This window comes from Chitinophaga niabensis, assembly GCF_900129465.1.
Classification (GTDB): Bacteria; Bacteroidota; Bacteroidia; order Chitinophagales; family Chitinophagaceae; genus Chitinophaga; species Chitinophaga niabensis.
Genome location: NZ_FSRA01000002.1, coordinates 2,428,936 through 2,455,084, shown reverse-complemented (window position 1 = coordinate 2,455,084; position 26,149 = coordinate 2,428,936). Strand labels below are relative to the sequence as shown.

Sequence of the window (26,149 nt, the reverse complement as noted above, 5' to 3'; positions counted from 1 at the left end):
AAGCATACATTATTATTTGAAATTCTTTTAAATAAATGCAGAGAAGGAATAAGAAACTGCATTATAAAAAAGTAAAAAGTATCACTAAACTTTTACGCAGCAATATTTCCCTGCCGAATATCCTGTGCCAACATTGCAATTCCTTTTTGAATACTGCCATACTTTCTAGCATATTCCTGTACTTTAATTTTCTCCTTTTCTTCAGTCGTATAGCATAAATATTCCTCCAATGAAACTTCAGTTCTATATACTTTAGATACAGTACCACCAAGACTTATAAACACTTCCTTATATTTCTTTGATGGATCATTGGCTTTGTTTAGCGAGAGAATAAGCGTTTTTTCCTTATCAGTTAATCCAAGAAGTTGCTGAACACTATCGAACTTGTTTATATATTTAGTTTGATCAAGTAAAATTTTACAGTCTGAATTATTGATGATTGCATCTTTAACAATTGGGTTGTTTGCAACATCCTCCGCTTCCTGGCTAACAAAACATGTCTCTCCAAAATATTTACGAACAGTCTTTACCAGGTATCGCATATATCCAGCCATTCCACCTTTGGAAATAGCCTTCCATGCTTCTTCAATTAAAATCATCTTCCTTGTTCCTCGTAATCTTCTCATTTTGGAGACGAAAACGGACATTATAATTAATGTCACAATTGGAAGGAGTACAGCGTGCCCGCTTATATTATCAAGTTCAAATACAATTAATCGTTGGTGAAGTAGATCTAAATTTTTCTTTGCATTCAGAAGAAACCCAAACTCACCGTTTCCGTAATAGGGCCGCAATACGTATAAGAAATTACCAATGTCAAAATCTTTATCTTTGACATTTTCACTTTTCAATTTTACAGTGAAATGATCCTGAACGAACTCGTAATAACTATTGAAACAGGGAAATAACTCAGGGTTATTTGATAGATAATCGTAATACAGTTGTATTGAGTCTGAAATAGCTACGTATTCTGATCTGGTAAAGTGTTCATCGTCTTTCTTCCACAATGCCAGGATCATTGTTTTTATACTCTCTTTCCTTTCTGTATCAAGCGTATCCCCTTCTTCCAGGTAAAATGGATTAAACTGTATAGGATTTTTTTCCTCATAGCAGAAATAATACCCATTGACCATTTCACACAATCCACGGTAACTATGGCCAATATCAATTAAAACAATATGGGTTCCTTGTTCATAATAGCTCCTTACCATGTGGTTGGTAAAGAAAGATTTCCCAGAACCGGATTATAATGCCGGGTCACCCATTACTGAATGACCCGGCACAGGGAGGGCCCCAAAATGAATTTATTGCGGTTGGTGCAAATTCCCTTTAGTATTGGTTCGTCAGAAATATCAACATGTATGGGTATCCCAGATAACCTGTCACCCAACCTAATTCCAACAGGAGATAAAGAAGATCTATAGCTAGTTTCCTGGGTAAAAAAGCAACTAGCCTGTTCGGCAAAACTGTCAAAGGTTTCATGAAGTGGTAGATAACCACTTCCCCCAGGTATTCCCGCAAAAAATAGCTGAGGTGATATAATTGTTTCTTCTTTTGCTACAGCATCCATTTGGGCTAAAGAAGAGGAAATATTATTACGAATTTCTTTTAATTGACTTTTATTGTCTGTCCATGATACAATATTAAAGTGAGCCTTTACTGGCAACCTTTGTTGAGAAATTGCCTCATTCAAAAATTGATTAACAGCGTCTCTACTAAGGCTATTCTCCCTTGAGTATGCAGATAATGAATGAAGTCGCAACCTTTTGGACTCCATTTTCTTTAGAGTTTGCTGAACATCATTAATAGTTATATACTGGTTGTAAATATGATTACAGTTTAGCAAGTGCCCAAGCGGGGCAGCGAAGGATACTGAAAATTTCGTCTTGTCTGTACTGTACTTTTCGTAATTGCATCTGGGTCCGCAAAGAGAGGGCAAATCATTAATATCGGCCAAAGTAAAAATCTTGGTATGAAGATCTCCAACTTTCAATTGCCCAGAAAAATCAATGTCTCGAATTAGGGGCATTTCATCTTTTCCTAACAAAAAGCAATATCTTTCTATCAACCCAGCACTACCAACGCTACCTACCAATTCTTCCGTTGAAAGTCGTCTCGTTTTGATAAAAGAACAATCTTCTAATATTTTAATGAATTGTCCTGCCTTATCCATGAATTCTGATAACTCCCGGTTATTAATGGATTGCTCTGTGGATAGGTTGAATTTAATTAAGGAGCTTGTTAAGGAACTGGAAGTTCTTTGACTTGCAGATCTTTTAGTAAGATAAAGATAGCATTGATGGCTATAATAAGGCCTTTCATTAAAATTTAGTTCACTGCTTCTTGATAAAAAGGTTAGATCAGGGTTATCAAAATTGGATTTGTATTTTGATCTAACAAACCAGTCCTGTTTATGCAGTATTGAATGGGCAGGTAATAATCGGATAGCTTTTACCCACGTAAAGTGTAATGCCTCATAATCATCAATGGACAGCGTGAATAATTCTGGCAAAGTAACTTCAAAAGCAATAGTAACATCTCCAGTCCTGGATAAAATACAATTATTTTCAACTTTATAAATTGGAAGCACTTCTTCCAAGCTCCTTTTCTTCTTCATTTTCTATCTCACTTAATTGAAAAAATATGTTCCTTGTTTTTGTTTGAATGCTAGATGGTAATCTTTTTCGGGAAAAATAATTAGTCAATCCATGTTCTCCATACTTTTTACTTATTCGTTGTATAACAGTATAAAATATAGCCGCAGTAGGGATTATAATAGCCATGCACATGTAGGTACTAACACCAACAACATACAAAATTGTAAAGAGGAGTAATAAAGTAACTAATCCAACTGCCAGGTATATTATATACTGGGCTTTAATGCCTTTAAACTCTATACTACGATTGATCCCCTTATTAACCTGATATACAGTTGACATTGAAAGGTGGATTAGGTAATTCCGAAAAATGATTTTAAGGCGGTAGCTACAATCACTAAAAATATGCATGCTCCAAACCAGCTTGCGGCAGCTTTTGAGGTATCACTATCTCCGGACGACCATTTTCCGTAAACTTTTATAGCTCCAATTAGTCCAACAACTGCTCCAATAATATAAAGCAATGTAACGCCCGCCTTAAAATATTGTCCCATTAACTCAGTTGCCTTCTCAATACCTTTTACCCCATCTTGTGCAATTCCAACAGAGCACAGTAATAAAACAAATAGAGATAATAGGCAAAACTTTCCCATGAGCCACTTGGCTCCTCTCACTTTCATTCTGCACATATAATTGAATTAAATAATTGAGAGAAAAAAGCCCGCCTGCTTTCAATACCACTGTTTCAATACACACAGACGGGCTACCACCTGAAATCCACCCCTACCAATGAGTTAATTCCATAAGGATTGTAATTCGGTTTTCGTTAGTTTTATTCCACAATCTCTTTCCACTGAAAGAGCGATGTAAGTATTAATGGAATCAAAGTATTCTGTTTCCAGGAAAATTTGATAAGGAGAGATTATAGCTCGTATTTTTGAGCTTACTTCTTCAGGGTTAGGTGGGTTTGATGCTATATTGTTTAATGTATCCTGTATTCGATCTACAACAATTTCGGCTTCTTTCAAAAGCGCCATATTTTCGTCTTCTAAAATTTCGAAACCAGAATCATCGATCTCTTCGTATTCTTTTAATGATTCTGAATGGGGTGGCAGTGACATTAAAGATCTATTTCCTTCTGTCAATAGTTCTCGAGGGATAAGATCTGGAACCTCTAATATGTTTTCCATGGAGGATACAGGAACCTCTTTAGGGGCAAAAGCACCTTTTTTATAAAGAAACCAATAATACCCTAACACACATACCACTAGGATTAGTATTGACTCAACTGCACTTAATTCGATGGGCATAACCATTAATTTAGATTAAATGTTTTGTGTTTTCTTTCTTAACACAAAGGTGCGTTGGTTGAGAAGCGATATTTCAGAGTATGATCAGAGGCTCGGTTAAATAATTATAGAAATGGGAGGTTAATCTGGTATTGCAGGGTCATTTTTTGGAGGTATAATTTTCGTTCATCTTTTCCTTTCTTTGTTTTACCTTTTGGGCTAGTACTTCCATAACTATTGGATCATCTTTTTTTCTGGCAATAATTTCTTGAAATGTACGGGATGAGTTTTCAATTCTTATCTGGAACAGTTGTTCGAAGGAAGCAAAAATATCCTGGAAAGATTCATCTAAATAGCCCGCATCTTTTGAAGCATAACCAAACTCTACCAATCCTACTTTGGGGCCTTTCCACTTCAGCTGCTTCGGAATTGTTGCCACAGTTGAGCTAAGTGGTTGATTTTCTAATAATGCCAGCTTAATTTCAAGATCATTTTTAACCCTTTCAAATGCGATAAAATTCGAAATTTGGCAGGAGTACTCAGTGCAAAAACGAGAATCTAAGATACAGAATAAGGTATAGGAAAATTGTATGGGTTCATTACTTCGGATAAAGTATTTATCATCTAAATGATTATCGCCAAGATGATAATAAAGATAGAGTTCTTGATGCTCTTTAAAATAACCAGTAATGCTACTAAGTTCTTCTCGAATAAGTATTTTCTGTCCTTCGCGTTCACAAATGGATAATTTTGTCAGTATCTGAAAAGATTTTGAATAATATATTACCTCGCTATAAAAATCAGGCAATATTTTTTTGAAAAAAAATATTTCGTCCTTTGAATTTTTAAACTGATAGTTTGTAATTTTATCCTTCAATTGTAAAACAATGGATGATACCGCCTTGGCAGATAACCTGTATCTGTCTAATAAAATGTCTGTTTGTTGTTCAATTAGTTGTAATTCGTTCTTTAAGCTAGATTTCAATTCACTCACAAATGCTTCCATTTCACAATGTTTTTCAATGAATAATGTCAAAAGCCTTATCTCATAGAAATTCAATTATGATAGGGTGAAATAGGAATGGCATTCTCAAAAGAATCAACCTTTGAGCACAATTATTTCCAATAACTTTTATTAAGAGGATGTAGCGATCTACTCTATAAAAGAAAGCCCCTTGCCATTCTCCCCTATCATATCCACAAACCAAATAATTTTGGCAAGGAGGCTTTCAATATTATCAATTATAACATCACTTGGAATAGCTAAATATCACTTTTATACTAGTTTAATAACAGATATGCTTTATTATTGAACAAAGCGAAAGATTCAATTTTTTGACCACTAATCAGGAAGTATCTTACAAAGCTTTTATTCGCATTAGTAACAATGTATGATCTGTTACTATAGTCGTAGTTTAGGTTCAACTTTTTCAGTTCAGCATCAGCATCCTCATATTTACTGATTTTAAGATCTGCTAAGTTAATGTTCTCTCCTTTCAGCTCATTAGCCAACTCCTGTATAGCAAGGCAGATATAAAATTTCCTTTTTACTCGGGAGGCAACTTTAGATTCCTCCGGTAAAAACAAGATGTATTTTGCGGTTGCAGTATCAACATTCCAGTTACCCAAGGTATATTCCAGGAACTGAGAAATAAGTTTTTTGCTCTCTGTATCGCTTTGAGAATATCCCCTTACTGAAAGGGAGATAAATAATCCAATTACAATTAACGTTTTCATGATTTGTAATTTTATTAGTTGCAGTTTCCAGTATTATTCTCTGAATGTCCCTTTTGGGTAATTGAACCCGTCATCTTCTTCAAATCTTCGCCAAAATTTGCTGGGTTTAATCCGCTTCCTACAATCCACCACCCTACTGTCCTGGGTATATTTAAGCCGGCAGCAACCGAGATATCCAATGCAAAATGAGTGCAATTGTAAGATTCTATATTATACACTGGGTTATGATTCTCTATCAAGGTAAGTATTTTTCCCATTTGCTCAGGCGTTACAGTTGTTTCTAATTTGACATCATATTCAACATTAGAGTCATCGCCCAACTGGCTTTCCGTTGATTTATTAAAAAAGGGGGAAACTCCCTGGCTTGGGTGAAATCCAACTGTTCTTCTATAAACTGTTCCAGCTACATTTTGTTCAATCGTTACGTACGAATGTCCCACTTTTTCTTTTAACCCAAAAGCTTCTGTACTTCCTTCTACTGGTTGGTCTGCATAGAAAGTTACTTTTCCAGCCGATTTTTTATCAAAACATCCTATGTATTCAGAAACGTTGTATATAGGCTTATCAGGTGGGAGTACCATAGGCGCCTGTGATTCTGGATTATTGGAATTACAATCTTCCTGGTAGGGATCATGTCCATGAGGATTTTGACTATCATTTGGTGTGCCGGGGTTAAATGTTTCTTCCCAACCTAAATTACCTTCATTATAATCATCCGGTATCCAAACTAGGCTATTGGAGCAGTCCATATGATAAACCAAATTATCAATGCAATTTCCGTTTCCATCTCCGGTGCAAGAGGTCCAGGCATAACAGCTAGTCATGCTAATGAATCTTAAACTTATTATTTTCGCCCCTGAACTCCTTACATTTCCGTTTGTGGTAATTGTGCTGGTTATCCGGGCTCTTTCAGTATTAGTCATCATACACGGATCGCCGATTGTAGCAGTCGGATCATCAAATGCCCTGTAATTTAGGAATTCGCTCATTATAAAGATAGATCTGGCATTTGCTGTATTTTTCCCATTGTTATATCCATATCTCTCAGGCTTCTGAATATCGAAAAGTCTCCATTTAAACTTGTTTGCTATTTCAAAGACAATGAATGATGATATCTGATCTTCTCCATTACGAGCTATTGGCACTATTGAAGTAAGTTTGCTGTGGGTTGAGGCAGTAAATGCTTTATCCCAAATTGGTAAACCAAACCTATTAACAATGGTATCAAGTTTGGCACTATTGATATTCTTTCGAATAGAATCCTCCAAAAAAGGTATTTGAGAGGGTAAGTCTGTTAGCAGCTGCAGAAATGGGTGATCAACATTAACTGCATTATTGTTAGTAGGATCTTTTCTACAATAAGGGAACAGGATTGTTAGCAAGGTTAACAAAACAACTACAGTTGTTTGAATTAAGATTTTGAATTTGTTAGGTTTCATAAAGATGGTTTTACAATATTAAAATTATGGAGCGCACAAATACAAAGTGTTGATATATATCATCGTTTTTTATTTATATCAGTTCGTATACGGCTAAGCGTAGCTTTATCTATTCCTAAGTAACTAGCCAATGCCGCTAAAGGAACTCTATTGATAAACCGACCATATACAGGACTATCTAATAACCTTTCATACCTTTCCTTAGCAGATAATGTTACCCAGGTGGTCCGGTCGAATGCTAACTGATAGTAATATTCTGTTAGTTTTCTTCCCACGCCATTAAAGACAGGAAATTTCAGGTATATCTCTTCCAGCTTATCAAAGTTTAGCGAAATGCAAATTGTATCTTCTAAGGCCACTAACCTTTCTTCCGCAGGTGTTTGATTAAAAAAACTATAGACTGCTATTATTATATCTTGTTCGGCCATAAACCATTGAGTCTTTTCAATGCCATCTTGTATATGGATAGATCTTACCAATCCTTTTACGGCGAAATAGCAGTTTCTGCACACCTGGTTATAATCAATCATTACCTGTCGCTTTTTAAAAAACTCGATATTTGTTGAAGCTAATATTACTTCCAGCAATTCCCTTTCATTAGCAATTGGCGGGTAATATTGAATCATCATTTTATATAAGGCAGTGTACATTTGTTGTATGTTCTCTTCGGAGAATAGCGGTGGTTTCTCTTTTAAAGATTGAATTGTCTTGTGCATGGTATAAATTTTAAAAAACTATGATTATTTCAAACTATTACCATCGTTACTATAAGTGGCAAGTAGCTTAAGCTATAAAACAAATAGTGCTCTCAATAATCCATTTGGCTAAATGAGCATATTCATCCCGGTAGAGGTAGGGAGCATGAAGTTACACGTCAGTTTTACGCAAGAAAAGACCCTAAATGGTTACAATAATATTTAATATATTGAATTACAATGTATTATGCAGCTATTTCTCTTTTATACTCTTCTATTTTCGCTAATAATTTCTTAAGCCACCATTCGCATTTTACTAAAGTTTTGAGGCTTGGTTTATTATGAAATTTATTTTTGAAACTAGGAAATGCCAAGGATTTTGTTCTTTTTGTCGTGAGCATTTGTGTGATAAAATGCATTACTTTAGTTTGTGTAGTTTTGATAATTATTCCAACATCTATATATAATTTTACCATTACAGCTAGTTCTCTTACTGTTAGGTCAGTGTTTAATTTTGAAACTTCGATGGTATTAGATTCTTCATCAATTTCATTACTATCAACTTCTTCTTCTTCTTCATTTTCTTGTTCGGTTTCCATTAAAACTTCTATCTGTCCTGCATTGTGTAGAAATTCTACATATTCCTTTTCTTTGGCTATCCAAGTTAACATCTGTGTAGAAAGCGATTGTTGATCCTGATGGAGAATTAAATCATTAGACTTATAAGGAGTAGCTTTTATCTCCTTTTCGTAAAAGGTTAAAAATTCAAGAAGCTCTTTTTTATCCTTTTTCTCTTGAAGTTTTTGTCTTAGTTTATTTGTACAGAAAAAATAGTATTCAAAAGAATTAAAATTTAAATGCAAAAGAGTGTAGTGAATCTGGGCATTTATTTCTATTTCTGAAGAGGACTTTTGAGTTATCCAGGTAAGTTCGTTTAAGAGGGTTCTATTATAAAAAAGTACCCCAGAAGTAACCATTTGTTCCTTTCGTTGAATAATATCAATAATTGGCCTTAAAATTAGTTCTAACAAGGCTGGTTCTATTAAATTTTGAGCCGATGCAGCTTGTAGTTCACTTATTGAGGATTGAAATTCTTTACGAATTACGGATCCAAAGGAGTATGGTACAGGAAGGTCCCTCAGAACATAGGCAGGATAGTTTTTTATAATATGATATAATAAATCATCAAAAACTTTTGTAATCTTCTCATAAAAAAGAAGGACGGAATTGTTAGTTGCCGGTAAAAACTCAACCAGGAATTTGCTGTAGTTAAAGAGCGAATTGGAGATTTGAGTTAACATGGTTTGGTGGTCTTGTAATGTAGCTGCAGAGGTTACATTACTGGCCATTCCTTGGAGTTCTTTACTTATTTCGTCCTGGAAGGATGTTACTTTTTGCTGGTAATGATCCAGCTGATCTATGTGAGATCTTATATAATTGGGGTGTAATTCCGTGTTTACAAAGGATAACAAGGATGTATAATTCATAAGCTATGGTTGGTTAAACAATGATTATCAATAGATTGTACAATTTACTGATAAAATTCCAGATAGCCATGTGAGATCCTATTTTTTGGGGTATTGGGCTATTTAATCACTGCCTTGATTGCCTTGACCATGCTCTGCTTAATATCAAGAAGCTATTCAGCAGAGCCAATTAAAACTACAGAATATGAAAAGGAGGGAATATTGAATAGAAAGGCATCAAAAATAAAAACCAGCATCACGACAGATGCCGGTTGAATTTTACGAGAAAAGTAATCGGTAATTAACCGACAGCTTTCAGGTTTAAGGTATGAGAATCAATTAGCATTTTTTGTTAAATGTTAGTTATATGAAATATATATTATTTTCGATTCACCCTGTGTATATCATTTTTTCGTCTTGAAAATACCTATATAATTAAATATGCATCAAATCATCCTACTTGTAGTAACCTTAATTCTTACAACCTCATTTTTCGGCTGTAATAGGAAGTTTAGTAATAATGGCAGGGATCTCGCGCCATTTGGAGAGTTTCAGGTGATAGGAAAACGAATTCAATGTAGCGATACTATTTGGGTTCTTATAGAAATTACTCAACAGTCATCAAATACAATATTTTCTTCTACTGCTTTACCAGATATTTTACAAACTGAAGGACGCAAATTTACAGCATATTTTAGAAGTGCTCAGTTTTCAGAACTGGCCTATTGTTTAAATGATTCAACTTCTTACCAGATCTTTATTCTAGAAGTAATAAAATGGGAATAATGTATTTTTTAATTATGAAGGATTAACCTACCATCAGATTGGTTGAATTATTATCAGACACTAGTAATATCTTGCATAAGATTAAGGTATAATTGAAATTACTAAACAAGGAGTTAAAGTATAAAAAGAAAAATTAGTAAAGACCGCACCGGCTCTAAAAGAAAAGACCGCATTAAAGCTCAGGAATATCCTGGGCTTTTTTGTTTTTGTAAATCTATCAAATTTACAACTGACTTTCTAACAAGCATTTACAAACCCATGGTAAATGAAAAGTGAATCAATTTATAACTCAAAATCACATTTTTTCATTTTATTAACTGATTGAATTATTCGCATAATAATATTAACAACTTCATTCTGATAATGTTTCGATCAATTTTAATTAAACTTAAAATTGATTGAAATATTTTCAACCATTTGTGAGACTTTGCGTACAGTATCGTGAAAACTTACAATCAATTTATATGGCAAGAAGAAAAAGAGAACGCATTATAGCGAATAATGAAGTTAGATTATTCAGTAATTACGAACAAGTTGCCACTCTACATACAGTTTCGTTTACAGTAAAGGAAACCTTTGTGAGAGCAGGAATAATGAAGGAACAGTTGACTTGTTTAAAGAATGTACTGGCATTAGATTACTTTACTTTAAGTTGCATGTTGGCGATTACAGAACGTACGATTCATATGAAAAAGGAAGATGAAACTTTCAGTCATATTATTAGTGATCGGATCATGGGCATTGCGGAGTTATATGGTTATGGTTATAAGGTCTTTAGCGATGGAGAACGTTTTAATACCTGGATGAAATTGCCGAACAGGTATTTCCATGGTAGAACCCCCATTGAGTTGATGGATACTCAGGTAGGTGCCCAAAAGGTAAAAGATGAAATTCGCCGTTTTGAGGTAGGCACATTCTAAAAAAATAATAAAGTATGCTTTTATATAGACTTTGCACAAAAGAATGGCAGGATGATCTTATTGGTGATAGTGGGAGGCAGGTTGATAATTATTGGACTAACGCAGGAATTCCTTGTATATATCTACATAACTCTTTGTCAAAATGCATGATAGAAAACAGGGTATTTTATAGGCTTGGAGAAATTAGCCAAAATATGGTGATGGTAGAATATGAAGTGCCAGAAAATAATTTACGCGTATTTAGGGAAGAGCAGTTACCAGAAGATTGGCGGAATGACAAAGACCCATCTATTGCTAGGAATTTTGGAACTCGCCAGTTAGTTGCTGGAGAAACATTCCTACTTGCCTTTCCCTCTGTAACTATGAGGGATGATGAACTAATATACATAATTAACCCCATTCATCCACTAATGAAAGAGGTAAGGATTATTCGGTCATTTTATCCTCTAAGGATGGAGGTCCGTTCACGACAATATCATGTATAGCCTTGACACAGGAAACAAAAAATAGTTCACTAATGCTTAATACAAATGGATACAAAAGCACGAATCCTATTAGTAGAGGATGATTATAATCTGGGCGCCATTACAAAAAAACGCTTAGAAGAAGCGGGATATGAGGTGGTGCACTGTTCCGATGGCGAAATAGCTTGGAAAACTTTTCTAAAAAGCTTGTATGATATATGTCTCCTTGACGTGGTAATGCCTAAAAAAAATGGCTTTGAACTAGCAAAGCAGATCAGGCAACGCAATGATCTAATTCCAATACTCTTTATTACTTCAAAATCGTTAGACGAGGACAAGATAAGTGGGTTTAAACATGGTGCTGATGACTATGTTACCAAGCCTTTCAGCATGCAGGAATTACTACTCCGCATCGAAGTTTTCCTGAAACGTACCCGTCCTTTGAATGCAGATAAGCGGACTACGTTTGCCGTAGGTAAAACTACCTTTGATTATGGAGAACTTAAGCTGACAGAAAAAAGTGGCAAACTAAAAGCCTCCCTTACACAAAAGGAAGCAGATCTTTTGAAGTTCTTTTGCGAGAACGCCAATAAAACCCTTAAACGCGAGGAAATACTCTATCATGTATGGGGAAAAGACGATTATTTCATTGGTAGAAGTATGGATGTATTTATCACCAAGATAAGAAAACACTTCAGTGACGATAAAGAAGTAAAACTTGAAACACTCCACGGTATAGGCTTCAAATTTTATGTTTCAACTTTATAATTTCGATACTTATTGTTCACCACAGTATCTAAATAGTGGTTCCTTTATATGAAAAATTGCTTTACGAGGGGGTATTTCCAGCGAGACAGATAGGTATAATAACTTTAACGATTGCATTTAGCCATCCAAATAAACACAAAAGGTTTAAAACGAATTTATGGAATATCCTTATTTAGAAGGTCCATGGGTGTATAAAGGCTTTAAGCCAGCAACAATAGAGAGTATCTTGGAGGCCATCAGAGAAACTCTTGAGTATGGCTTTACTGGATCTTTTTGGGTAGTAATTAATGAGAACGATTCTTTGAGTGTCTATGAAGATTTAAAGATTAGATATGAACTTAATGATAATTTCGGAGAAAATGCCTACATAAATCAAGAAATTCAACTTAAAGTTCAGAATTGGGAAACAGTTAGAGAAATATTTGAATTAATATTAGATCCAAAAGTTGTAGGTGTTGGGAAGATTTTAAGGAATAGTGGTAGAAAAGAAAAGAATTATATTTCTACCTGGTTAGCAAAAATCCAGCCATACAAGAAAGATGGACAGGGAGTTGAAGAATACACCCTTGAAGCTGAAGGAATGCTATCAGTTGATTTTAGATATAGTAACGAAGTTGAAGAGGAGAAAATAAAAGTGATAATGGAGAGCTGGGAAGAAGTGGAGAAATTGTATGCTTTATTCCTTGATTCAAAGTTTGATAATGTGAGGAATATCCTAAGGAACAAAATTGATTGCAAAAGGTAAATCTTTACAGAGACGGTCAGTTGTACAACCCCTTAAATGGTTGATCTATTATCAAATATTATTCTGAAATTAAAATTGCTAGTTGCTTGGAAAAGACTAAACAAGTAAAGTAGTAAATCAGTCACGTTAAACCTGGGTAACACCAGGTTTTTTTCACTTATAATGATCGATTAACTCTCATATTAATTGATATACATTCAAATTAAATGCTAAATTTCCACATTGATAATAACTACTAGGAAGTCCAACTTTAGTATTTTGAGTGTTTAAATTCCATTTGACAAGAAAATTAATAAACAGGCCTGTTTCCACAGCTCTGTTTCTATTTCCGAAGGGGCTTTTCAAAAATCACTTGCGGGAAGAAATTGATTGAATTATTGTCAATAAATAGGAGGAACTTACAGTTGAAATAGATCAAATAAGTTCTTTAAGTATGAATAAAGAACTTACACTCTTAGTGAGGTCATTCAAAGTTTTGAATTTGGATGATTTTTTTGACGGTCGTCATCGTTGCATAGCAAACAGGGCTGTATATTCGGCTCTGTTTTTATTTTGAGGAGATCCAATTCATGAAATCCCAATGAATAATAGTGAAATAATAAAAAACCCGGTATATACCGGGCTACTATTTAATCTTTGACTATGATTAGTATTTATTAAATACCAACCTTCTTTTCTATCCTGAACGGATTCGAATATGTTTATTATTGCAGGAATAAAGCAAAAGAAACCCGTAAAGACCGGGTTTGGTTCAGTAGAACTAACCAAAATCTAAACTTATTGTAATGGGTGATCAGCTATTTTATTTTTCCTACTTCACACGATTGCTCTTATCCCATTTCTGTTATAATCGTTTCAAGCAGTTTTTGCTTTAGGTCTTTGGGATGAGGAAATAGCTTTTTAGTATATAACCAATTTTTATGATACTCACCAAAGTTTATTATACCTGATCTTCTGCTATAGTGAGGTTCTACTGTTATTTCCAGTATAACTTTACTTTCAAAAAGTACCAGGTGTTTATCTAAATCCCACCTTATCTCAAAATTATCCTTGGATATATCATCTAAAACGCAAATTAAGCGTATGTTGGAAATTATGATCCAGGTCTGTTGTCTGGATGTCTTAAAGAGCAGGATATGCCCAGAAAAAACAAGATCTTCTGATTTATCCAGCGATATAGATATATGGATAAAACGCTTTATCTCATCTACTTTGCAAAAGTTTCTAAAGCCAAGTATGGTATTAATTAAATTCATTTAAGATTGAATGTCTTTGGGTTTAGATATTTTATTTGCTATTCTTGGAGCCAAATATATCCATGTTGTACCCACCATTACACAGGTCTGAAGAGTTGGATTTAAGATTCCCATTATCAAACCAAAGTAGCCAACAATTGCAGCTGAAAGCGGCCAAAGAATAAATACTACAGCATATTTTGTTTTGGATGTATATTGTATTCCTAGTAAAGATCTTCCTTTGAAAAAATAAAATGAAAAATCCAAAATTAACCAGAGAAAACCCACTATAGCAAATGTACCCAGCTGAACTAAAATTTTCCATTCGTAATCAATGTCCTTAAGGTTTTGTAATTCTAACGCAAATTTGCAAATAGCCTCAAAATATGTCATAAAATAGTATAAACATAAATATTATGGTTTAGACAGTTTTACTTAAGCCAACCCGTAGGAGAAACGTCGGGTTATTTGTTTAAGCTAATCGTAGAACAATATTTCAAAATTTAAAACTCTAAATATAGAGGTCATTTATCAGAGAGCACCGGCGAGACGATATTAAGATGATTCTTTGAAGCATGAACGCTGTTGGTTTTAGAAAAAACCCGGTAAAGACCGGGTTTGATCATTTTAAAGAATCAAACTCTAAACCAATTTTACCGATTGGAGTAGATACTTTTTTTTAAAACGGAAGGTGGTTTTTCTATGAAGTTTAGACAGAAGTTCATGGAAACAGACTTTAATGTTTGAACATTTTCATCCTGCCGTTGCCATGTCTTCTGACTGGTAACCCGTTATTAGTTATAACCAGGATTCTGTTGGTTGGCCATTGCAGGATCATTATTGATCTGAACCTGGGGAATGGGATACAACTTATCCTCCTTGGTCCATCCAGCTTTAAGAGGTTTTAATACATCGTCAGCTCTACTCAGGGTATTATCACCTGGAGTAAGAATGCTCGGCCACCTTTTAAGGTCGAACCAGCGGTGCCCCAATTCGGTAAATAATTCATGTTGGCGCTCTAATTCCAATGCTACTATTGCCTGCTCTTTGGATAGTACTGTCAATAAAGGCGGTAGGTTATTGGGAGCTGGTAAGCTTGCTCTGCTTCTTAATACATTAAGATCTGCTATTCCATCTGCTATTTTACCTGGTTGGTTGATTCTAGCTTCTGCGCGGATCAGGTATTGCTCTGCCAAACGCAGCATCATAGAGTATTCATCAATAGGAGTTAGTGATGTTAATTTATATTTATTGGGAAAATAATAAGTGTTCACCCCAGAAACTCTTGATCCTATCCAATTAACCTTTCTTTGGTCATTTGCTTCAAAAGATGTAACCAATGAATTTTTTAGTGCTCCGTTATTTGGTACAGTTGTAAAGATAAATGCACCAGCATCAGGAGCATTGCCATTATCCCTGCTCAACTGCCAAATGGCTTCTTTCTTATTTTTTATGAAAACATCCTTTAAAGGTTGCAACTCATATAGAGCTGTATAATTTATAATGGCACTTGCCTGAGTTTCAGCATTTGGCCAATCTTTAAGGTATAGGTAAGTTCTAGCTAACAAAGCTGTTGCTGCAAATTTATTTACACGAGCACGTTCTGAAGTTATCGTATTATTAGGTGCTCGGTAATTAGAATCTAATAAATTTTGAGCATCTTTTAAATCCGTAATTATCTGTTGGTAAACTTCACTTTTACTGGTTCTAGGGATATTTGAGTTTATTCTATAGTCGGTTGTCTTAATCAAAGGGACATCACCAAACATATTAACCAAGTGAAAATAAGCATATGCTCTTAAAAATTTAGCCTCCCCTTCCAAGCGAGATTTCAAAGCCGGAGTTAATTTTTCGGAGTTAGGCAGCCCTTCCAAAATTGCGTTTGCCTGGAAAATATGTTTATAAGGTGCAGCCCAAAAAGAACTGTTTATAACTGAAGTAGTAGGCAAAATTGTATTCGTAGCAAATTCAATATGTTCAGCATTAGTAGAATAAAGATCTAATTCATCAGCAGAAAGTCCTGCCCTATAGCTGAGACTTGATGTGATTGTTCCGTTTGAATATGAAATACCATTTATCATTTGGGCGTAAACATCAATGATGGCAGCAGTTGCAGTGGACTCATCTGTGAAAACTGTACTTTTAATTAAGTCCGTAGCAGGAGGATCAATCTCCACAAATTTTGTGCATGAGGTTGTAAAGAGTATAAGGATAGCTAGTCCAATTTTTCCATTTTTTTTCTGCATGTCACTCTGTATATAATTCGACTTTGTTTTTTGAATGAGGCTCTGAACTAAATTCAGAATTACATTCGGCTTAATATGGTTGGAAGTAATATCTTGCTTCATGTTTAATGTCTTTATTATTTATTCTTGGTTTACCTGTTTATAATATTTCAGGATTACTTGTCTATCAATATTAAAGTGTCACTTGCAAACCTGCCGTTAAAAAACGTAATGGTGGTAATACATTTCCCTGGCTTTCTGGGTCTAATCCTTTATAATTAGTTATTGTTATCAAATTTTGGCCTTGAACTGATATTTTAACATTCTTAATCTTGGCCTTTTCAATTAAATGGCGAGGTATGTTATAAGATAATGACAGGTTCTTCAATCTTATAAATGAAGCATCTGTAACAGATGCATTACTTGCAGCATAGCGACCATATTCTGTATTTAAAGTTTGCCGAAATTTTTGTACAGTTGTAATGTCACCAGCATTTTTCCATCTATTTAAAACCTCTATGGGTTGATTAAACATTAATCCAGGTTGAGAACCAAACAGAGCTAAGTAATTTCTTCCAGCTTGCTTTGTAAATTGAAATAACAAATCAAGCTGAATTCCCTTCCATTCTATCGTATTAGTTAATCCACCGTAGTATTTTGCGCCTAAAAAATTAATCGATTGTAAGTCAGCTGCATTATAGCTACCATTTTTGTCAATATCTTCAACTTCATGTAATCCGGTTTGGGGATTAACGCCTTTATATTTATACAATTTATTAATACCCAAAGGTTCACCAACTACATAAGTATTGGCATAAGAGGATCCAGCAAGGTTTGGATAGGAAACTAATTTATTCTTAGGAATACTTAGATTAAAAGAAGTATTCCACTTAAAAAATTTCTTATCAAGAATAGTCGTATTTAATTCAAACTCATATCCTACATTCTGAACTATTGCGTCCAAATTAAATTGCACGCTTCCAAATCCTGCTGTTGGAGGTAATGGATAACCTACTAACTGATTAGAAGATCGGTTAGTATAATATGCAGCAGAAAATAAGATTCTATCTCTAAGAAAACCAAGCTCCAATGCACCCTCAATTTTCCTGTTTATCTCCCAAGCATAATCCGGATTAAACAATTGTTTAGGAGTTAACCCAACAATCCCCTGATATGAAGTTGATGTAGTATACAAATCCAAAAATCCGTAGTTAGGTGTTTGGTCACTACCTGCAGATCCGTAACTACCTCTCAGTTTACCAAAGCTTAAGAATCCTAGATTATTTTTAATAAACTGCTCATTAGTAAAAATCCATGCCGCACCGATAGATCCGAAATTAGCAAATTGCTTACCTGGCCCAAAACGACTTGAACCATCTCTCCTTCCAGTTAATGTTAATAAGTATTTTTCAGAATAATCATATGCCAACCGGCCAAAGATTGCGTTGTATCGATATTTTGCGGTATTAAAAGCTGTAGACACATTTGTATTAGGAACAGCACCTATATTATCCATTAATGCTTCAGTAGCAAACCCGGACGCGCTTTGGGATAAAGCTTCTGAGTTTTGCTCTTGAAATGCACTACCTACTAAAACATTTATTCTGTGCTTGTCGATCCTTTTTTGATACGTAATTTGAGGCTCAATAGACCATGAATTATTAAAGCTATTACCAAACTGCGTACTATTTGGAGTCACTGCTTGTATACTGGGAAGTAGTGATGATTTTGGTATTTTGCTTTTCTCTTTATTTGTGGAATTAGTATAACCAAAGCTAGATTTTAAAATCAGTCCTTTAAGTAATTCGTAACTTACTGTTAAGTTAGCAAATAAATTATTACTCTTAGCATTATATGGTTGACGAGTATATTGCAATGGATTTTGGCTAACTCCAGTAGGCCAATTCAAATTACCATTTGCATCCAATAGGTCCGGAGCATTCGGAACATAAGTAAGAGATCTACCAGTTAAATCCTGAGAAAGCAAATTTGTGTTACCTATAGAGTAATTTGCAGAAATTTGACTTTTAAATTTTTGATTTGGAGAAGTATTGACTAAACTAAAATGCGTGGAAAAACGTTGATCTGAATAGTCTCCTGGAAATACCGTTGTTTCCTTATGATATCCTGCTCCAAAGCGATACTGGGAGTTTAAAGTTCCTCCTGAAACCGAAATCTGTCCATCCGTGGTTTTGGCAGTTCCGCCTATTAACTCCTTTTGCCAATTAGTATATTTATTTTGGTCCCATGTTCCATTGACGTCATAGGCATTAATTGGATATGTAGTCACGCCATCGTTACTGAATGCTTCTTTTCTCATTTCTAAATACTGCTGGGTATTCAATAAGTCCAACATCCTGGTTACTTTACCGGCTCCTGTATAAAAATTAGCATCAACTTGCATCTGGCCAGACCTGCCTTTTTTTGTAGTGATTAATATTACTCCATTTGCTCCCCTTGAACCATAGATGGCAGTCGCATCAGCGTCTTTCAACACCTCTATAGACTCAATATCTGATGGATTTATACTATTCAAAGGACTTGCCCCTCTAGCAACAGACAACTGAGGATAAATACTTTGTATACCATTTATGCTAAGGGATGTTGAGTTGAATGGTACACCATCGATGATATACAAAGGTATGTTCCCATTATCTGATGGACTGTTTCGAAGGCTATTTTGCCCTCTAATTTCTACTTTAAAACCACCACCGGGCACACCCGTTTGTTGCGTTATTACGAGACCAGGAACTCGTGCATATAGAGCTGCTATAGGATTTCCGACTGGTTGCTTTTCTATATCCTTCGCAGTTACACGTCCTACGCTTCCTGTGAGCATTCGTTTACTACTAGTGCCATAGGCAATAACCACCTGCTCGTCCAAGCCTGTTGTAGCTCTTTTTAAACGTATAACAAAGGTTTCTTGATCTCTTATAGAAATCTGGGTCATTTGAAACCCAGTATAAGTAATGATTATAGAAGATTTGGCAGGTACATTTGAAAGAGAAAATTGGCCCTGAGCATTAGTCATGGTCCCTATAGAAGTTCCCCTTACTTGAACCGTTGCACCAGGTAAAGGTCCACCCTCCTCCCCTGTTACAGTACCTTTTATGGTTACTCCAGGTAATGAATCATTAAATACATTATTATTTGAAGGTATGGTAGATCCGTTTGAAACTTCATCTTTCCTCCTTATTACGATTCCCCCGTTAACCCGCTTCCAGGTAACATTCTTCCCCTTAAGTAATAAATCTACTGCAGCGCCTATCTTTACTTTACGAACTTTAATTGAAACCTGGTCTTTTCCATTCAAATCAGTTGCAGCATAAACAAATACTACTCCTGTTTGCTGTTCTATGTTTTTAAAAACACTTTCAATTGAAGTATTAGAGACATTCAATGTTACGAGGGCGCTATCCTGGAAAGCATAGCTATTTTGGAAAAAGAGTAATAATAAACCGAAAATCAAAATTGTTCTTCGATATAGCGAAAAGCGTAGGTAGTAGTATTGCATTTTGGACTAGTTTGGCAGTTAAAAAGGAATTTTACATATATGTTGCAACGCATACAGCAATAAAGACCCTGTTAGCTTACTGAAGGGTGAATTAGAAATTATATATTTATTAAGAAATATTGGAAAAAGTTAATAACGGATGGTTAAATTCCTTGATTTTGGTCAAATAACAGCATGATTTATTAGATTTCGTTCAGCCTATCGCGTAGCGAACCGGTAAAAAATGATTAAAATCAAAATATTGCAAAATCAAGGCTATTGCTAAGAGCCGAACCAAAAGTTTAGCCCTTATATATTCTCTACCTAAGCGAAGATGTGTTTTTATAGTGTTTTCACTAACTCCCATTAAAGATGCCGCTTCCTCATAAGAAGATCCAATAACATAAACCAAATTCATAGCGGCCAAACGTTGAGGTGGTAGATCAGGAAGTAAATTATTAATTGATTCAAGAGCATTTTCTTCAAATCTCAGAATTTCATTTTCTGATGTTTGTCCATTTTTAAGAAATGCAAAAGTTTCAGACAGATATAGTTGCTTTCTTTCAGACAGTACTTTTCGTTTCTTTAATGCATTGAGACAACTATTATGAATACAGCGAAATAAATAACCACGAAGATCAACTACATTAGTCCAAATATGGTTATATCGAAACAATTTAGTAAAAAGCTCTTGTACTAAATCTTTGGCTTCTTCAGAATCTTCCAGCACACTATGCGCATGCAGACAAAGAATTTCAAAATACCTTTTGAACATTTCGTCGAAGGCTACTTCATTTCCTTGTTTAAGACCCTCTACAATATTTACATCGTCTGTGAAAAGCATGTTGGTTTCAATTAAAAGGTCGTCGCAATGTATGAAAATGCCTATTAAGTAAGGTTGTCTTTTTGTTTTGGTGAATGAATGTTTAGCATTAAAGAGCTTAAGCCAAACAAGGAGAAAGGTGGGAGTAAGTGTATGTGAAAATTACAGAATCAATATGAGTGTAAAAGTTGCAAAAATCTTTTGTACCTTCTGTTAAATGGCCGTTAATGTATATGAGATTTTCTAAATTTTAGGTCACAACCCTTTGCCAGCAGGGAATATCTTCATAATAACAAATGAAGGATTTCACCAATATTTTCTACTGTTAAAATTTAATAATAAAAAAATATAATTTCCTTCACCCTTAGTTCCCCCTAAAGTGTTCTTTTTGCATCTTATGAATAGTGATTAGTTGGAGTGCTATATATGCCGAAAGTCTTTTTGGCCCCTACTATCTGATAGTTAATCGATTCAACATGAATAAGAGCAAATTTGACCTTGCAAACTTGTACCAAGAAGTCACGAACGCTTCAGCCACTCTTCGCTTTTTGATTTGTAATGATTGTGGATGGAGCGAAGCTACATTTTATAGAAAAATGCGTACCAATAGCTATTCAGAAGCAGAAGTCGATTCAATAAAAAAAAATACGGAAAGCCTTTTAGACAAAATAAAGTTGGATGTAAACAATAATGGCCGCGCAAGGGAGGCGGATACAAGGTTAGAAGAATTTAAGAATACTGCTGAAACTTATGATGAATTAGATAAAATAAATGATACAAAAATAGACGAGAATTCTGTATCTAAAGAAATTACTGAATTAGGAGAGGCATGAGTACAAAAAACAGGAGAAAATTGAAAATTCATCCATATGGAGGTTTGTTCATCGCCCCCGCAGGATTTACCATACTACCAGGGACCCTTTTTAAGAGACTTCCAGTAAGACAGTAGCAGTTTCAAACTAATGAGTAGCAGCACTTCATATGACAAAGAAATAAAAGGTGAAGAGTGGTCCGAAAAGGATTCTGCTGAGTTAGCTCATTCCCTATTAGTATCGGGGAGGATAATTGCAGGTAATTTCACAGCCTCTTCAATTGCAATATATTTTTGGCCAGCCATTTTATTGGGAAATACTATTCTTGATAAAATTGTTGTCGTGTTTATTGGCCTTAACACTTCCGCATTGATTTTTTGGGTATTAGTTTCTGTTTTAAGAAGAAAGAAATGCCCGTAGCCACTTTCCTGCATGAATACGATCCTCCTCTACTGCCCTGCCATGCAGCAAAGAAAGTCCCCAATTTCTCCCCGCATGACTAAATAATGGACTTTTTTCACTAACTCTCCAAATAGCAAAGTCTGATGATCTTAAAAGTAGGCGAGAATCCCAAGACAGGTAATATGGCTGATCCTCAGGATGTATTGTAGTATGGTTCATATATGTCCTATTACGATGAATAATCTTTTCGGATATAACTACCGGTTCCACAATAAGAGACTTTGGCGGAGTTGGCTTGGTTTTCTTCGGAAGCCACAAATGCTCCTGAAAGTGGGCATACCATAGTCGCTGAACCTGATGAATATAGAATATCTGCCCCGCGTTTGGTATTCCAGGAAATTGAATGGTCCACCCATGCTTTGCAGGTGTTATGATCACCTTGCATTCTTTCCAGATTTTAGAACAAGCTCCTGTGTTTGGTTGGTGATGAAAGTTCAGACGCCATAGTTGTATTGGATCTATGGGCACAGGAACAAGGCTTTCGGCAAGTTGAAGGATATTCCCTCGAAAGTGCTCCTCAAGTAACTGTATTGGTTTCTTGTCTAGGTAGTAAATACCATATGGCGATATTTCCTCCAGCTCAACCACAATTTTTTCTCATTTCCTTTCTATCAATAACTATGTGTGCTACAACTCCCCATACTGTAAAATCGTCGTTCTCTTTTACAGGAATTGGGGAGTAGTGATTATTGGCTGCATACAATACCCATCCTTTGGGGGAATGAATCAACTTCTTCACAGTAAAATCACCATTCAACACGGCAACAGCTATATCATGAGGCTCCGGTTTCAAAGATCTATCTACAATTAGATAACTTTTATCAGTCAGATGTTCTCCTTCCATTGAGTTGCCGTCAGTTCGCACAACATAGACTGAAGGTTTATACATGTTTAATAATGTTGGTAGATCAATACTTTCTTCAAAAGATATAGTGCCTGCTTTGCTTCTGGCTCTATGCCTGGTTGATAATATTACTTGAACAACTACACCCAACACTTTGAAATTATCCTCCTCTCCAATAATCGTTGGGTTACAAATGGTATTCTCACTGTATAGCATCCACCCGTTTAATGCCTTTACTATTGTTCTAACTAAATAGTCTCCATTCAAGGCAACTATTACCAGGTCATTGGTTATAGGCTTTAGCAATGTGTCAACTATAAGCAAACTACCATCTGGAGCATGATTATCTACTAAAAAGTCTCCCTCTACGCGTACAATACGCATATATGGTTTGTTCATGCCAAAAAATGCAACAAGATCAATGTCTGATTCTAAAAAATTATCTGCAGGGCTCGGGAAGCCAGCCTTCACAAACCCAATTAAGGGCAAAAAAAGTTCCTCTACCTCCTTGATTCCGTAGAATCGGAGGCCGCTTTTCGCAGCTGCTGCTCTCATGTCAAACTGATTTACACAGCAATATTACTAATATTTTTAGCAAACAAACAAACGAGTTTGCGGAAATTAACAAGCCGATTAACAATTGGCTCTTATCGCCTAAGCAGAAGTTTGCATCCCCCGGAGTCCATTACTTGAGACTACCAGCGGAACGTCTTTAGCCTTCTCCTTACAGGTTCGTCCCTGTGGTGGTTTGTTCATCGACCCCGCAGGAGCTACCATATCTTCGGGGGTCCTGTTCAAGAGACCGCCAGCGGTACATATCCGCACAAAGTAGGTGGGTAAAACCCCAATGGGCCTTCCGCCAGCATTCAAATGGAACTTAATTTATACCCTTGGGCTTTAATCTTAAAAACGTAAACAATGAGAAAAAACACGCGAACAATTACTTGCAGATCTTATCATCGAACATTGTCGTAAGGAAAAACTCTCTTACCTGAAGCTTGCCCACATTGCCAAAATAGATTACCAATGGTCTAAGGAAATACTTAGGGGTGAGGTGGAAACAATGGCATTTGGAGATTTAAAAGATATCGCAATTGCTTTAGGGATTAAGAAAAAAATTGGTCGGCTAAGATACAATTGTATTAAAGCAATGCTGGCAGCAGAAAATCTCACCAGCAAAGAACTGGCTGAGCATATTGGTGTACATACACAAACTGTCAGCAGTTGGGTTACGAATGTCAGTCAGCCGCGCCTTGATGAACTGTATGCGGTTGCTGCGTTCTTACGCATCGACCCAACAGATTTGTTAAGTTAAGAAAATGCCACCCCTAAGGGTGGCTATCAGTGCAAAATAGTCGCTTCTATTTTATATAACCGCGGCGGGACGATGTTTGTACCACATATCGTCCTTGTGGTTGTCAGTAACGCGACTCCGCAGGAATTACCATATATGTCGGAGAGAAAAACCATATCCGGCACTAAATTTCCTCATCATCAAAATCAACTATCTTAGATCTATAATGTTGAAAAAGCCGCTTGTATATGGATTTGTCTACCTCAACCTCTGGTGTAATATTCAACATACCCGTGGTTACCTTAATAGTATGTTTCGAGGTAATACTATACTCAATATTAAATGGTTTTTTCGACTTCAGAAATAGATAGGAAGGCAGAAAAACTGACTGATGAGGATTTAGCTTCCTAAACGTATATCTTAGCAAAGTAAATCCTGGCCGGTCGGTAAATACTTCATTATCTAATATATTTTCTGCCGCACGTTTAAATACCTTTTTCATATAATTCAAATCGGGCCCAGCTTGAAGAAGGCTGAAAGACGGCATCTTAGTATAAGTAAAAGGCATTGTATCCGGATATTCAGAAACCGTGCTGTTAGAAGGCTGCCCAAGGTTTTTAAACAGGAAGTCATCGTCCATCAAACTTTCTAGTACGTCTCCATCCTCTGGTATATAAAGGTTTTCTGCCGTTAGAACTTCTATATCGCTCGGTATTTTAATTTCCAGCTTGATATCCTCATCAAATGAGCCCATATTTTGGATGGCAACTGGTATGGCTACATAACGCTCTATGCAATCAATACATTTAACCAGTTCATCAATTTCTTTTAGCCTAAAATAAAGCTTACGCAAATGCTCATTTTTCTTTTTTTCATCATCTGTGCCTTCGTATCTGTTGCCAAAGGTTAGCATAGTCGTAAGCGTGGGAACAATCCAATTGAGCTCTCCTACATTAAAAAAGCCGGGGGGCGGTTCAATATTAAAATAGGATCGAAGCCTTTTAGATATAAAATCCTTCCGATCTTTATCAAATTCAGCTGACCGAATTTCCAGTTCCATAAAGTTTATGCCCAAGGGGGATCTTTCCGGCAGCGGAACAACCGTTTTTCTCGCTGGAAGATCATATGAAACTGCTTCTTGAAAGGCCGCAAATACTTCCCTTATACCCTTGTAGAAATAGGAGATATTGGAAAGGTCCATAGTAAGGGATTTACCAGCCATCGATTCTTCCAATTTCCCATCACCAGTGTAGCAGGAAAGCAACAAATTCCTCGATTGTGTATACGCACCAAACGCCTTCTGATAATTCCTTTTTGCCCAATCAATTAGCAACTCAGCTACCTCCGTTCGATGGACCTTTTTCTCGAAGATGCTGAATTCAAAAAATTGATAAATAAGCCCTCCGGCAATCAGTTCATAGGCGCCATGAGGTAGTTGAAAGCCTTCATCACTTAAAAACTTTGCAACCTGGTTAGTGATTACATCTTGTAAATATTCAGCCTGAAATGGAATTAACTCAACAAATATTTTTGAAAGGTTATCATCCAATAATTCACTTCCGGTGCGAAAATCCGCGTTTTTCTTCCTAATATCATTTATAAACGTATCTACACCAGTGGCAACATTACCAACAAGCAGCAACTGATATTCGGTCGATGTTGGAACATCTTTAACCATCACTTCCAGCCATCGCACAATATCTGGTTTGCTAAAGTTTTTGTAGGAAGACTTCACCTGTTGGCAAACCAAATTTTCATCTATCCCTGCCCAAATAATATCAACCTTGTCCTCAGGCGTTGAGGGTTCAATAGATACATATTCCCAGCCCTGGTTGCTGAGTGCCTTCATAACACTTACGATTGTCTGAAAAACGTATCCGCGCATGCTGTCTCTTCCACTCATAATTGGCGGTCTTAAAGTATTAATAATCTGATTTAAATATAAGATTTTTTGGAGTCTCATCCACAGACAGTAAATTGCTGGTGTAACAATGTAAGGTTGCCGCGCCTTGATGAACTGTATGCGGTTGCTGCGTTCTTACGCATCGACCCAGC

The 26,149-nt window shown here is 35.7% G+C and carries 24 protein-coding genes; 8 read left to right on the top strand and 16 right to left on the bottom strand.

Annotated features, from left to right (window positions below; genetic code table 11):
* Positions 1-92: 92 nt before the first annotated feature.
* The 10 genes from BUR42_RS30120 to BUR42_RS27285 form a co-directional block, all read right to left on the bottom strand.
* On the bottom strand, positions 93-1,211 hold the full coding sequence (locus BUR42_RS30120; protein ID WP_200798370.1) for a TraG family conjugative transposon ATPase: 1,119 nt from the start codon (positions 1,209-1,211) through the stop codon (positions 93-95).
* Between the two features lie 53 nt (positions 1,212-1,264).
* A complete protein-coding gene (locus BUR42_RS30115) occupies positions 1,265-2,617 on the bottom strand; it encodes a TraG family conjugative transposon ATPase (protein ID WP_200798369.1) in 1,353 nt (450 codons plus the stop codon).
* Positions 2,574-2,939 (bottom strand): DUF4133 domain-containing protein, encoded by a 366-nt coding sequence (locus tag BUR42_RS27320; RefSeq protein ID WP_074242705.1) that lies wholly within the window; start codon positions 2,937-2,939, stop codon positions 2,574-2,576. The genes BUR42_RS30115 and BUR42_RS27320 overlap by 44 nt, the downstream gene beginning before the upstream one ends.
* Positions 2,940-2,950: 11 nt before the next feature.
* A complete protein-coding gene (locus tag BUR42_RS27315) occupies positions 2,951-3,277 on the bottom strand; it encodes a DUF4134 domain-containing protein (protein WP_074242704.1) in 327 nt (108 codons plus the stop codon).
* Between the two features lie 114 nt (positions 3,278-3,391).
* On the bottom strand, positions 3,392-3,907 hold the full coding sequence (locus BUR42_RS27310; RefSeq protein WP_143197604.1) for a hypothetical protein: 516 nt from the start codon (positions 3,905-3,907) through the stop codon (positions 3,392-3,394).
* 139 nt (positions 3,908-4,046) lie between these two features.
* Positions 4,047-4,892, bottom strand: coding sequence for an RteC domain-containing protein (locus BUR42_RS27305; RefSeq protein ID WP_074242702.1), 846 nt, complete (start codon positions 4,890-4,892; stop codon positions 4,047-4,049).
* Positions 4,893-5,167: 275 nt separating this feature from the next.
* Positions 5,168-5,623 (bottom strand): hypothetical protein, encoded by a 456-nt coding sequence (locus BUR42_RS27300; RefSeq protein WP_074242701.1) that lies wholly within the window; start codon positions 5,621-5,623, stop codon positions 5,168-5,170.
* Between the two features lie 14 nt (positions 5,624-5,637).
* Complete coding sequence (locus tag BUR42_RS27295) at positions 5,638-7,062, bottom strand: hypothetical protein (protein WP_074242700.1); 1,425 nt, start codon at positions 7,060-7,062, stop codon at positions 5,638-5,640.
* 59 nt (positions 7,063-7,121) lie between these two features.
* On the bottom strand, positions 7,122-7,778 hold the full coding sequence (locus tag BUR42_RS27290) for a Crp/Fnr family transcriptional regulator (RefSeq protein WP_074242699.1): 657 nt from the start codon (positions 7,776-7,778) through the stop codon (positions 7,122-7,124).
* Positions 7,779-8,002: 224 nt separating this feature from the next.
* Positions 8,003-9,244: a hypothetical protein gene (locus tag BUR42_RS27285; RefSeq protein ID WP_074242698.1), complete on the bottom strand. Its 1,242-nt coding sequence runs from the start codon at positions 9,242-9,244 to the stop codon at positions 8,003-8,005.
* A 420-nt stretch (positions 9,245-9,664) separates the two neighbouring features.
* Here BUR42_RS27285 and BUR42_RS27280 point away from each other — a divergent pair, with 420 nt between their 5' ends.
* From BUR42_RS27280 to BUR42_RS27260, 5 genes are all read left to right on the top strand, one after another.
* Positions 9,665-10,009, top strand: a complete 345-nt coding sequence (locus BUR42_RS27280; protein WP_074242697.1) for a hypothetical protein — start codon at positions 9,665-9,667, stop codon at positions 10,007-10,009.
* 464 nt (positions 10,010-10,473) lie between these two features.
* The gene (locus BUR42_RS27275) at positions 10,474-10,929 is read left to right on the top strand and encodes an antitoxin Xre/MbcA/ParS toxin-binding domain-containing protein (protein WP_074242696.1); all 456 of its coding nucleotides are present in this window, start codon (positions 10,474-10,476) and stop codon (positions 10,927-10,929) included.
* Positions 10,930-10,943: 14 nt separating this feature from the next.
* Positions 10,944-11,414, top strand: coding sequence for an RES family NAD+ phosphorylase (locus BUR42_RS27270; RefSeq protein WP_074242695.1), 471 nt, complete (start codon positions 10,944-10,946; stop codon positions 11,412-11,414).
* A gap of 45 nt (positions 11,415-11,459) precedes the next feature.
* Positions 11,460-12,161: a response regulator transcription factor gene (locus BUR42_RS27265; protein WP_074242694.1), complete on the top strand. Its 702-nt coding sequence runs from the start codon at positions 11,460-11,462 to the stop codon at positions 12,159-12,161.
* A 157-nt stretch (positions 12,162-12,318) separates the two neighbouring features.
* Positions 12,319-12,906, top strand: coding sequence for a hypothetical protein (locus BUR42_RS27260; RefSeq protein WP_074242693.1), 588 nt, complete (start codon positions 12,319-12,321; stop codon positions 12,904-12,906).
* 1,256 nt (positions 12,907-14,162) lie between these two features.
* Here BUR42_RS27260 and BUR42_RS27250 read toward each other — a convergent pair.
* The 4 genes from BUR42_RS27250 to BUR42_RS27235 form a co-directional block, all read right to left on the bottom strand.
* The gene (locus BUR42_RS27250; RefSeq protein WP_074242691.1) at positions 14,163-14,534 is read right to left on the bottom strand and encodes a hypothetical protein; all 372 of its coding nucleotides are present in this window, start codon (positions 14,532-14,534) and stop codon (positions 14,163-14,165) included.
* Between the two features lie 401 nt (positions 14,535-14,935).
* Positions 14,936-16,489, bottom strand: a complete 1,554-nt coding sequence (locus BUR42_RS27245) for a RagB/SusD family nutrient uptake outer membrane protein (protein WP_084185854.1) — start codon at positions 16,487-16,489, stop codon at positions 14,936-14,938.
* 70 nt (positions 16,490-16,559) lie between these two features.
* Positions 16,560-19,880 (bottom strand): SusC/RagA family TonB-linked outer membrane protein, encoded by a 3,321-nt coding sequence (locus BUR42_RS27240; RefSeq protein ID WP_084185853.1) that lies wholly within the window; start codon positions 19,878-19,880, stop codon positions 16,560-16,562.
* A 193-nt stretch (positions 19,881-20,073) separates the two neighbouring features.
* Complete coding sequence (locus BUR42_RS27235; protein ID WP_074242690.1) at positions 20,074-20,703, bottom strand: RNA polymerase sigma factor; 630 nt, start codon at positions 20,701-20,703, stop codon at positions 20,074-20,076.
* Positions 20,704-21,158: 455 nt separating this feature from the next.
* On the opposite strand from BUR42_RS27235, the gene BUR42_RS27230 reads away from it, so the two are divergent.
* Positions 21,159-21,515, top strand: coding sequence for a hypothetical protein (locus BUR42_RS27230; RefSeq protein WP_074242689.1), 357 nt, complete (start codon positions 21,159-21,161; stop codon positions 21,513-21,515).
* 129 nt (positions 21,516-21,644) lie between these two features.
* Positions 21,645-21,914, top strand: a complete 270-nt coding sequence (locus tag BUR42_RS29690) for a hypothetical protein (RefSeq protein ID WP_143197603.1) — start codon at positions 21,645-21,647, stop codon at positions 21,912-21,914.
* A gap of 622 nt (positions 21,915-22,536) precedes the next feature.
* Here BUR42_RS29690 and BUR42_RS27215 read toward each other — a convergent pair.
* On the bottom strand, positions 22,537-23,355 hold the full coding sequence (locus tag BUR42_RS27215) for a LexA family protein (RefSeq protein WP_074242686.1): 819 nt from the start codon (positions 23,353-23,355) through the stop codon (positions 22,537-22,539).
* 508 nt (positions 23,356-23,863) lie between these two features.
* Between BUR42_RS27215 and BUR42_RS27210 the strand changes: the two genes are divergently transcribed.
* A complete protein-coding gene (locus tag BUR42_RS27210) occupies positions 23,864-24,115 on the top strand; it encodes a helix-turn-helix transcriptional regulator (RefSeq protein WP_084185852.1) in 252 nt (83 codons plus the stop codon).
* A gap of 163 nt (positions 24,116-24,278) precedes the next feature.
* Here BUR42_RS27210 and BUR42_RS27205 read toward each other — a convergent pair whose 3' ends face one another.
* Positions 24,279-25,943, bottom strand: coding sequence for a hypothetical protein (locus BUR42_RS27205; protein WP_143197602.1), 1,665 nt, complete (start codon positions 25,941-25,943; stop codon positions 24,279-24,281).
* Positions 25,944-26,149: the final 206 nt, after the last annotated feature.